Here is an 11,286-nt window from a genome sequence, read left to right on the forward strand (position 1 = left end):
GTCCCCCCGTGCGCGATATCCGCTATTCCATCCGCCGGCTCCTCAAGAGTCCTGGCTTCACCGCCGTCGTCGTCTTGACGCTCGGTCTCGGCATCGGTGCCAACACGGCGATTTTCAGCGTCATCAACACCGTGCTTCTCCAGCCGCTCGACTATCGCGAGCCGGACCGCCTCGTCACGATCAACCACTTCTATCGGTCCGCGGCGCTGAACAACCTCGAGGCGCCCGTCTCGGCCGTTGGATTCCGGGACTACCGCGACAAGACGAAGAGTTTCGAGGCCGTCGCGGTCGAAACCGGCTGGAGCGCGAACCTAACGGGAACGGGTGACCCCGAGCGCGTGCCGGCGATCCGTGTCTCGGGCGACTATTTCCGTGTGTTTGGCGTCGCGCCGCAGTTAGGCAGAGTCTTCGGTCGAGACGAGGATGAGCCCGGAAAGAATCAGGTCGTCGTGCTGAGCGACGGATTGTGGAAGCGCATTTACGGCGGCGATCGCGGCATCGTCGGCAAGACGATCCAACTCAACGCGCAGAGCTATACGATCCTTGGCGTCATGCCCGAGGGATTCAAAGCGTTCTTCAATAGCCAGGCCGACATCTGGACGCCGCTCGCGCTCGATCCAAAGCAGTTCAGTCCGGAGAATTACACCAACGAGTCGCTGAACCTCACGGCGCGGCTCAAGCCGGGCGTCTCGGCGAAGCAGGCTGACGCGGAGATGCACGCGTTCGCCGAGCAGGTGCGTCGACTGTATCCGAACTTCGTGGGCAAGGTGTGGACGCTCAAGGTCAGGACGCTGAATGAACTGGCGACTGGCGACATTCGGCCCGCGCTGCTCGTGCTGCTCGGCGCAGTGGGATTCGTGCTGCTCATCGCCTGCGCCAACGTTGCCAATCTGCTGCTCGCGCGCGTGACGTCGCGGCAAAAGGAAGTCGCGATCCGCACCGCCTTGGGTGCCGATCGATGGGTGCTCGTCAGGCAATTACTCACCGAGAGCGTGCTCCTCGCGCTCGCCGGCGGCCTCCTTGGACTCGGCATCGCCTATTGGAGTGTGCGAACGCTCATCGCGATCGTGCCCAACATTCCGCGCGCGAACGAGCTCGGTATCGACGGTTCGGTGCTGGCGTTCACGCTCGGGCTGTCGGTGTTCACGGGCCTGCTGTTCGGCGTCGTACCGGCGCTCCAGACCTCGCGAACGAATCTTCACGAAACGCTCAAGGAGGGCGGACGCACCGGTTCGGCGGACGTCTCCGGTCGGGTACTGCGCCGTGTGCTGGTCGTCGGCGAGATGGCGCTGGCGATGACGCTGCTCATCGGCGCCGGCCTGCTGATCAAGAGCGTGGCAAAGCTGCAGCACGTGAGCCCTGGCTTCGACCCCGATCGACTCCTCACATTCAACCTGTCGCTGCCTAACGCGAAATACCCTAACGATACCATCCGTCAACAGTTCTTCCAGAGCATGATCGAGCGCGTCAGCCACGTTCCAGGAGTCGCCGCAGTGGGGGGGACCTCGACGATGCCTTTCGGCGGCAGCTGGTCGACGGGAAGCTTCAACGTCGAGGGCTATCAGCGGGCACCGAATGAACCAGGACCGTGGGGTGATATCCGGATCGTGACGCCGGACTTCTTCCGAACGATGCACATCCCGCTCTTGCAGGGCCGGACTTTCGGCACGCAGGACAGCCACGGCGGCCAGTCGGTCGCGATCGTCGACGAGGAGTTCGTACGCAAGTACTATCCGAGCCAGAATCCGATCGGAAAGCGAGTGTACTTCAGCGATCAGCCGAAGGACTCCGATTACATCAGCATCGTCGGCGTCGTCGGACACGCGATGCACGAAGCGCTCGACGCGAAGCCACGCATTCAGCTCTATCTGCCGTACGCGCAGATTCCCAACCGCCAATCGATGTCTGTTGCCGTGCGCACGACCGGCGATCCTCTCTTGATGGCGCGTACGGTTCGCGAGGCGATTCATACTGTCGACAAAGACATGCCGCTCTCGAATGTGAAGAGCATGGACGACCTGCTCGAGAGCTCGCTCGGCCAGCGACGATTGTCGATGATCCTGCTCGGTGCGTTCTCGGCGATTGCGATGCTGCTCGCATCGATCGGGATCTACGGCGTGCTCGCGTACACGGTGACGCAGCGCTCGCGCGAGCTGGGAATTCGCATGGCCCTCGGCGCCGCGCGAGGCCGCGTGCTGCGGCTCGTGATCGGTCAGGGGATGGTCCTCGCCGTCATCGGTATCGCGATCGGGCTCGTTGGTGCGCTCGCGCTGACGCGGCTCCTCGCGGCGCAGCTCTACTCGATAACGCCGACTGATCCGGTGACGTTCATCGGCGTGTCGTTCATGCTCGCCGGGATCGCACTCGTGGCAACGTTACTCCCAGCTTTGCGAGCGACGCGCGTGGATCCCGTCGTGGCACTACGAGAAGAGTAGCCGTGAAAGCAAGCGCGAGCGTGGCCGCGACGAGCAAAGAGGAAACGACACGATTCATGCAGCGGCTTCCTGACGGCGGTTCACAATGTGATCAGGGAGCAACCAATGGAACCAAATCGACCGGAAAAGGACGCCGCAAGCGCTAACGAATCCGATCCTCTCTTTCGATCGCAGTCGGACTATGCCTATCGATTCGGCTACGATGCGGCCGGCGATCCTCGGAACTCGGGCAAGCAATTCGAGGAGGTCGAGAAGGACCTCGAGGGCGGCTGGCTGAACGTTCGCGTACCCGGTGGCGAATGGCAGGCGGTCCGTGATGACGCGCGTCTGGGTTACCAGCGCGGACAACACATCGGTATCGAGCCAGCCAGCGGCGCGATAGGCCAGACGTCGGACGACCGCCCGAGCTTCGCGGATCCGGTCGCCGATGGAATCGACCCAACATCACCGGAAAGCCCGGAGCAAGGCGAAGCGTGAGGGGCTGGGGGGGGGTAGGGGTTAGAGATTAGGGGTTAGGGGTTGGACAGTGTCGTAGCCCTGACACCTAGCACCTAGCACCGGCTTTGGCGCATAAATCAAAATTCAGAGCGTAAGCCGAGGTCGTAGACATTCCGTGCCGCCGTGCGGCGAAAAGAGATCAAGATCTTTGGACGCGAATGACGCCAATCTGAAGCGAATCCAATCGGCTGGCCTTGCAGCGCTGTCGAGCGGGCACCCCGTCTCGAGATCCTTGTTGGTGAAGGCGACGAACCGGGCGCGAGCTTCTCGATCGTCCACGCATTCACAATCATGGGCTTGCGCGATCATCGCTTTCGTGCGCACGGTTGGATTCGCCCCCGTCGCACAATTCGCGTCCCAGCAGTTCTCCAATCTGTGCGGCTCTCGCGGGGAGCACCCATTTCTGCACCAAAGCCCCTAGCACCTAGCCCCTAGCCCCTTCGGCGGATGCCAAACAGCTTCACACCGCTCGCCGGCGTCGCCACGTATAATGATGCGGCGCGCATCGGGTTTTCCGTCGACGAGAATGTACGGCGGCTGCTACGCTTTCACTGGGTGGAGCGCCGCCTGATGCGGATTCTCGTCGCGCACCTAACGAGTGAGCCGGTGTGGGAGGCGAAGTGCGCATTCGCGCTCCACCAGTGGCAGTGCGCCGAGCACGTGGACGCGTTGCGTCGGCGCATTGGGGAGATGCGGAGTCCGGTGCCACCGTTGGACGCGGTGCCCGAGAACGATCCGACCGCGAAGGAGCTCGACGCATTTCTCGAGCAGGTCGATGCCGCGCGGAGCACGAACGAGCTTCTCGTGGGCGTGTACGGCGTGCTTCTTCCCGCGCTCGCCGATGCTTATCGGGATCACATCGAGCGCACCAATCCGCTCGTGGACTATCCAACGCGGCGTCTGCTGCGGTTTGCGCTGATAGAGATCGATGAAGCCGTAGCGTGGGGCGCGACTAAGCAGAGTGCAGAGGGCGGCGGGTGGAACGAACACCTGCGGGCGTATCTCGCTGCCGCTGCGGGCATCGCGGGCGATGTGGACGTCGAGCTCGTCGACAGCACGCTCCACCCTCCACGCACAACTCTCCACGCTTTCCACCCTCGGCGCGACGAGCGCTTTCACGGCCAGTACAACTTCGAGTTCGCGCCGCATCTGGTCTACAGCATGCCTAACGTGGCAGCAGAGGAACGCAATCTCGCGCTGCTCTGCAAGCGAGCACTCGAGATGGACGTACCGGAGATGATGGCGTCGTTCATGACCGAGCGGCGCGATCAACCATGGGAGTTCTATCGTGACTACTCGCGCCAGCTCTGGGACGAAGCACGCCACGCGATGATGGGGACCGTCGCGCTGGAGGCCCGCGGTATCGACTGGAAGTCCGACATACCGCTGAACGTGAGCTTCGCGCTGCGACTCAACCTTCACGCGACGCCCATCGAGCGGCAGATGCTGCTCTACGCGATTGAGCAATCACTCATGCCTGGCGAGACGGGCAAGCGATACGAGTACGAGACGGCCGTCGCCGCGGGGGACGCGCTCTCGGCGCACTTTCACGATTATGACTGGGCGGACGAAGTGCTCCACGCGCAGATCGGCCGACGGATGCTGAAGCGCGAAGGGATCTCGAGCGATGAAGCGCGAGAGCGCGCGGCGGAGATTCACGAGAAGACCTGGGCCGCGCTCGACCAGTATCGCGCGCTCGATGTCCAACATGATTGGTGGCCTGAGTTTGTGCGCAGAGTCCTCGGCAAGGAAAGCGCTGCACAGACACGTCCCGCATTGAATATCTTTTCGGAGTAGCAACTGTCGGCGCGGGATCTGCACTGATCGCAAGAAAACAATTCCCCTCTATGTCCATCTCTCGACGCTCTTTCGTTCTGAGTGCTGGGACCACACTCGCTGCGCTCGCAGGCTCGCCGCGGTTGATGTTGCCCTGGCGTCGACGCTACGCACTCGTCATTCGCGGCGGCACCGTCTACGACGGCCTCGGTGATCACGGCGTCGAGGCCGACGTTGCGATCGAGGACGGACGCATCGTCGCGATCGGGCCGAATCTCAAGGATGAAGGCGCAGTCGAGATCGACGCGCGCGGCATGGCGGTGGCGCCAGGCTTCATCGACATTCACTCTCATGGCGACGGCTCGCTCTGGGAGGATCCACGCGCCGAGTCGATCGTTAGGCAGGGCGTCACCACGATCGTCGTTGGCCAGGACGGTTCGTCGCGAGCACCAATGGGCGGCACCCCGGACGAAGAGAATGGGCGACACTCGTTCCAGCGCTTCTCCGCCTTCTGGGATTCTCTGAAGACGCTCCAGCCCAGCGTCAATGTCGCGTCGATGGTGGGACTTGGGACCATCCGCGGCATCGTCATCGGAAACGTCAACCGGCCGGCGACAGCTGACGAGATCGTGCGCATGACGCAGCTCGTCGAGCAAGCGCTCGGCGACGGCGCGTGCGGCGCGTCGTCGGGACTCGAGTACACGCCCGGCGCTTTCGCGACGCGCGATGAGCTGATCGCGCTGTGCAGACCGCTCGCGTCGCGACACTTGCCTTACGCGACGCACATGCGCAACGAAGACGATCACGTCGTCGAGGCGATCGACGAATCGATCGCGGTTGCCGCGGGCGCGAACTGCCCACTCCAGATCTCGCATCTCAAGACCGAGGGCCCTCGCAACTGGCACAAGCTCGACGAGATTTTCCTGCACATTCATCGAGCGCGCGGAGGGCTGGACGTCGCGGCGATTCCTGCTGGTGAATCCAAGGGAGCAGCAACCACGAGAAAACGCGGGACGACGTCGTCGGCTCGCAGTCACCGAGCGCCGGCGCGAGCGCCGGCCGCGTCGAAGTCGCCCGACGCGCCGGGAATCGACGTCGCCTTCGATCGCTATCCGTACATCGCGTATCAGACGGGATTGAGCAATCTCTTCCCGGTCTGGAGCCGCGACGGCAGCACGGACGACTTTCTCCGCCGGCTCGATGATCCGGCCACGTCCGAGAGGATCCGCCGCGAAACGGTGGCCAAGGTCGAGCTCATCGGTGGCTGGGACAACGTCGAGATCAGCGGCATCAGTAACTACGCCGACATGGCGGCCGACGGCAAGCACATCGGCAGTTTCGCAAAGACTCAACAGCTCGAGCCGTACGCCCTGGCCGTCGCGCTGCTCCAGCGCGGCAAGGGCAACGTCGGCATGGTGGGCTTCGCGATGAGCGAGGACAATCTCGAACGGATCCTCGCGCATCCCCAGGGCATGGTCTGCTCCGACGGCGGCGCCTACGCGTTCGACGGTCCCACGCACAATGGTCATCCGCATCCACGCGGCCTCGGGACATTCCCGCGTGTGTTAGGCAGATACGTGCGCGACAAGAAGGCGCTGAGCCTGGCGAGCGCCATCCACAAGATGAGCGGGTTCCCTGCCTCGCGGATCGGGCTCACGGATCGCGGCCGCCTCGCAAGGGGTATGGCGGCCGACGTGGTCGTCTTCGACCCGTCGACGGTCGAGGACAAGGCGACTTACGAACAGCCGTTCCAGTACCCAGTCGGAATCAAAGCCGTGATCGTCAATGGAGTCGTTGCGCTGCGCGACGGACAGCGTAGCAAAGACCGATCCGGTCAGGGGATTGCGACAAGGGGCTAGGGGTTAGGGGCATAGGGTTACGGGCATAGGGGCTAGGGTCAGGCAAACGGACCTCTGTGCGCAGGCCCTAGTCCCTGACCCCTAACCCCTACCTAACCCCTAACCCCTTCGCACACGACGGCCATGAGCTGGTCAATGTCCGCCTCGGTCGTCCGCCAGTTGTGCGTGCAGACGCGCAGCGAGAACACGCCGTTGATCTTCGTCGAGGAAATCAGGAATCGGCCATGCTCGTTGACGCGTGCGTTCACGCGCTCGTTGAGCGCATCGAGCTCGGCGCGGTCGTCGACGCCGGAGGGATGAGCCCGAAAGCAGAGGATCCCGAGCTGCGCCGGTGCCAGCACCTCCAGCGACGCCGCGCGCCTAACGATTGATTCGGCGTACTCGGCCAGCTGCATGCCCCGCTCGATCATTGCGCGGATCGGCGCGAGGCCGAACGTGCGAACGGAAAGCCAGATCTTGAGCGCTCGTGAGTAGCGAGTGAGCTGCTCGCCGTAGTCGGCGAAGTTCACCTCCTCTTCTCCCGGCGCAACGTCCTTCAGGTATTCCGGGAAGATGTGAAAGGCCGACTTCAACGTCCCCGGATCACGCGCCAGAAGACCCGCACACTCGAATGGAACGAAGAGCCATTTGTGCGGATCGAGGACGACCGAGTCGGCGCGCTCGATCCCGCGCAGCATGTCAGCGCCGCGCGACGTCAACGCGGCGAAGGCGCCGTACGCCGCGTCCACGTGCAGCCAGAGCGACTCGCGCTCGCAGAGTGCCGCGATGCCCGGTAAATCGTCGACGGCACCGGTATTCGTCGTCCCCGCGCTGGCGACGACGCAGAAGGGAACAAGGCCAGCTTCCTGATCGCCGGCGACCGCGTCGCGCACCGTGTCCGCGCGGAGCCGCCAGCAGTCGTCAGTTGGCAGCACGCGCACGTTGTGTCGCGAGATACCGGCGATCCACGCCGCCCGCGCAACCGCCGAATGCGCCTGTGAGGAAGTGTAGAGAGTGAGTCGAGGGAGGAGTGAAGCGTCCTCGCCCGCGCGCGCATGCCGCGCCGCCACAACGGCCATGAGCGTCGCGGTCGAGCCGCCCGAGGTCAGCAGTCCGCTCGTCCCGTTAGGCATCGCAAGCCATTGTCGGAACCAGTCGAGCACGACGAGCTCGATCTCGTTCGGGCCAGACGCGATCGGCCACACCCCGGCGAAGAAGTTGTAGCCCGTCGCAAGCCAATCGCCCAGCACCGAGGGAAATGTCGGAATGCTCGGGACGTAGCCAAGAAAGTGCGGATGCGGCTCGCGTGCGTGATAGGGGAGCACGCGCTCCGCCAACTCGTCGAGTGCGCGATCGAAGCCGATTCCCTGCTCCGGCGCCGTCGGTGCGATCGCGCCAACGATCTGCTTCGCCTCACCGCGTGAGAGTGTTGTTCGCGCCGGTTGGTCGCGCAGCGACGCCAGATGACTGGTAACGAGGTCGGAGACGCGCGTCGCCATCGCGCGCATCGTGTCGCGGTCGACTTCGAGAGGGGAAACCCAGGTCTCTGTCTCTGCCATAGTTGTCGGTTGAACGATTGCAGCGGGCGCGCTGAGGCCGTTGCCCAACGCCGCGCCGCTCCCAGTTGTAATTCATCATGACAATCCGCTGCAAGCTTAATCTTATCTGGAGTCGAACCGTGCGACGCCGCTATTCACTGTTATTCATCCTCTCATCCGCCGCCGCCTCGGCGAAGCTACCCGCGCAGGCGCCGATGGCGGGCGTACCCGGCCCGGGCATGGCGGGCGCGCTGGGCGCTCAGATGCTTCTCGCGCAGACCGGTCCGTTACAGCTCACCGACGTGCAGGTCGTGAAGCTGGCGGCAATCGCTCGCCGTGCCGAGGACCGGCATCGCGCGATGCGCACGCGCCTCGACTCGCTGCGCCTGCGACGCGTTCCGGGCGAGCGTGATTCCACAGCACGTCCTCCGCGCGAAGGGTTCTCGACAGATCTGTTCGAACATGAGCGTGAGGCATCGCACAACGACTTGCGGGATGCGCTCGCCGTTCTCTCGCCCGATCAGCAGGCGCGCGCATGGGAGATGTTTGCGGCGCGACGTGTCACGCCGTTCGCGCGCGTCCCGATGCGCGACGATGGTGCTCGCGGCGAGCGTCGCGCTCGTCCGCCCGCCGGACGCATGATGCCAGCTCCAACGCCGCGACGTCCGGGTGAGAGCGAGTCGCAGTGACTATGGCTCGCCTGAGCGGGGCGCTCAGGCGCCACGCTCAGGCGAATCATGAACGCTTCGCAGGAACGCTTCGCCTCTAGTCCGCGCGGAGAGCCTGCACCGGATCGATGCGAGTCGCCCGGCGGGCCGGCAGGTACGCCGCGAGCACGGCCACTGCGATCAGTAGTACAGTCGCCGCAAGGAACGCGAAGGGATCGATCGGGCTCACCTCGAATAACAAACTTTGAAAGAGCCGCGACGTCGCGACGGCGCCGAGGAGACCGACAATCGCTCCCGCGATTGTGAGCTTCAGGGCTCGGCCAAGCACTGCGCCGCGCAAGTCGGATGGCATGGCCCCAAGTGCGATCCGTATTCCGAACTCTCGCGTTTGCTCACCGACGATCGAGGACATCACGCCGAACAATCCGATCGCCGCGAGGACAAGCGCGGACAGCCCGAAGCTGGACATCAGTAACGTGCCGAACCGGGGTTGCGCCAGCGGCTCGGCGAGCAGCTGGTCCATCGTCTGCCCGAGCCAGAGATCGACTTGCGGATCGACGTCGCGCGCGAGCCGTCGCGCGAGTGGAACGAGCGCGCCGAAATCACCCGTCGAACGCACCGCGAAATAGGTCTGCCACTCGAATTGATGCCAGGGCAGATACACCGTCGGCGTGGTCTCTCGGAGCGACCGCAGATGCGTGTCACGCGTGACACCGACGACAGTGCGCCATGCATTTTCGCTGTTCGCAGCGCCGGCGGGCGGAGGCCAGCGAATTTGCTTGCCAATCGGATCCCGCCCCGGCCAGAATCGGCGCGCCACTGATTCGCTCACGACGACGACGAGCGGAACACCCTCTCGATCGGTCTGGAGGAACGGCCGCCCTCGAATCACCGGAATTCCAAATGTTCGAAAGAAGTCCGGTCCGCCGACTTCGATCGGTACGGAAGGACCAGCCGCGGCCTCGGCATCGGTTTGTCCCTCGCTCTCGAAATGCAACTGCCAGACGTTGGGCCCAAGCAGTGGCGGTATCAGGATCGGGGTCACCGACGTCACGGTCGGCATTGACTGGAGCCGCGTGAGCAACTGATCGCCTAACGCGAGCAGCTTCGGGAACGAGTCCTGACGCTGGGCATTGTACGAGAACGACAGAATCGCGAGGTGGTCGGCGTCGTAGCCGAGATTCTGGCGTTGCAACCGCTCGAGGCTTCGCGCGAGGAGCGCGGCGCCGGCAAGCATCACCATCGCGAGTGCCACCTGCGAGGCAACAAGCAACTGGCGAAGGCCACGACGACGACGCGATTCGCTACCCGCGCGCGAGTCGAAGCGGAGCGGCGAAGCGAGGCTCGTACGTGCACCGAGGAGCGCCGGCGCCAGCCCGAACATGATGACCGCCGCCGCGGTCAGGCCGATCGCGCTGAGCACTGGCGCTCCAGTGAGACGCACGTCGTCCAGACGCGGCAATTGCGGAGGCGCGAGCCTGACGAGCAGGTTGAGTGCTGCCTCGGCGAGCGCGAATCCGAGCGCGCCGCCCGCCGCCGCGAGCAAGGCGGCTTCAACGAGCAACTGGCGAACGATGTCGCCGTAGCCCGCGCCGAGCGCGCGGCGCACGGCCATCTCTCGTGCGCGACCCGAAGCTCTCAACAGAAGCAGATTGCCGACGTTCAAACAAGCAATGACGAGTAAAAGCACCACGGCGGCCACGAGCACCAGCAGCACCGGCGTGACGTTTCCGAGGACGGTCTCGGCGAACGTCTTCGCATTGACGCCCTTGTAGCGAAGCTCCGGATTCACCCGGCTGGCGATTTGCAAGTACTCATCACGGGCCGTTTCGACCGTCGCATGCGGCGCAAGCCGGCCAACAGCGATCGTCGAAACGCCGCCCGACCAGCCGCCCCAGATCGGACCCCAGTATTCCGCGCCGGCAGGGTAATTCAGGCCGGGCGGCGCGACCCCGACGATCGTGAATTCCCAACGCAAGAAAGGCTCGATCAGGTGACGACCGATGACCGAAGGGTCGCCGCCAAACTTGCTCTGCCACGCGGCGTAGCTCAGAACGATCACCTTCGAGGAGCCCGTCCCAGAGCGATCGAATGCGCCGGCGTCGTCGTCGCTCGGCTGCAGCAAGCGTCCCAACACCGGCTTGACGCCGAGGAGCTCGAAGAAATTCCCGGTGACGAGCGAGCGATTGAGCGGAACGGAACGATCGCCGTCGAGCATCGGCGCCGGTGACGCTGGCCAGTGCGCGACTCCGGCGACGTCGCGCAGCGTCCGCGTATCACGACGGAAATCGGCAAGCGCCTTCGTCCCCGCGGCGTACTCGACGCCCGGCACGCGATACGTCCACATCACGACGACGCGATCCTGATCGACTACCGGCAGTCGTCGCACGAGCACCGCGCGAAACACGGTGAACATCGCCACCGACATCCCGATCCCGAGACCGAGGATGATCACCGCGGTCACGAGAAACGCCGGCGTGCGGCGGAAGCCGCGGAGCGCGCTCTTGAGGTCCTGTGTCAGCCGATCCATTTG

General features: G+C 64.3%; 7 protein-coding genes. 5 read left to right on the forward strand and 2 right to left on the reverse strand.

What is annotated here, in order from left to right; genetic code table 11:
- The first annotated feature begins 8 nt into the window (after nt 1–8).
- The 4 genes from VGH98_03440 (at nt 9) to VGH98_03455 (ending at nt 6,568) form a co-directional block, all read left to right on the forward strand.
- On the forward strand, nt 9–2,435 hold the full coding sequence (locus tag VGH98_03440) for an ABC transporter permease (protein ID HEY2375007.1): 2,427 nt from the start codon (nt 9–11) through the stop codon (nt 2,433–2,435).
- Nucleotides 2,436–2,540: 105 nt separating this feature from the next.
- On the forward strand, nt 2,541–2,912 hold the full coding sequence (locus tag VGH98_03445) for a hypothetical protein (protein HEY2375008.1): 372 nt from the start codon (nt 2,541–2,543) through the stop codon (nt 2,910–2,912).
- A 468-nt stretch (nt 2,913–3,380) separates the two neighbouring features.
- Complete coding sequence (locus VGH98_03450; protein ID HEY2375009.1) at nt 3,381–4,730, forward strand: hypothetical protein; 1,350 nt, start codon at nt 3,381–3,383, stop codon at nt 4,728–4,730.
- A gap of 50 nt (nt 4,731–4,780) precedes the next feature.
- Nucleotides 4,781–6,568, forward strand: coding sequence for a D-aminoacylase (locus VGH98_03455; protein ID HEY2375010.1), 1,788 nt, complete (start codon nt 4,781–4,783; stop codon nt 6,566–6,568).
- Nucleotides 6,569–6,660: 92 nt separating this feature from the next.
- Here the strand turns inward: VGH98_03455 and VGH98_03460 are convergent, their stop codons facing one another.
- The gene (locus tag VGH98_03460; protein ID HEY2375011.1) at nt 6,661–8,106 is read right to left on the reverse strand and encodes an aminotransferase class V-fold PLP-dependent enzyme; all 1,446 of its coding nucleotides are present in this window, start codon (nt 8,104–8,106) and stop codon (nt 6,661–6,663) included.
- Between the two features lie 119 nt (nt 8,107–8,225).
- On the opposite strand from VGH98_03460, the gene VGH98_03465 reads away from it, so the two are divergent.
- Entirely contained in the window at nt 8,226–8,774 is a 549-nt protein-coding gene (locus tag VGH98_03465) for a hypothetical protein (GenBank protein ID HEY2375012.1), read from the forward strand.
- 76 nt (nt 8,775–8,850) lie between these two features.
- Here VGH98_03465 and VGH98_03470 read toward each other — a convergent pair whose 3' ends face one another.
- Nucleotides 8,851–11,283, reverse strand: coding sequence for an ABC transporter permease (locus tag VGH98_03470; protein ID HEY2375013.1), 2,433 nt, complete (start codon nt 11,281–11,283; stop codon nt 8,851–8,853).
- Nucleotides 11,284–11,286: the final 3 nt, after the last annotated feature.

The organism is Gemmatimonadaceae bacterium (genome assembly GCA_036496605.1).
GTDB lineage: Bacteria > Gemmatimonadota > Gemmatimonadetes > Gemmatimonadales > Gemmatimonadaceae > AG2.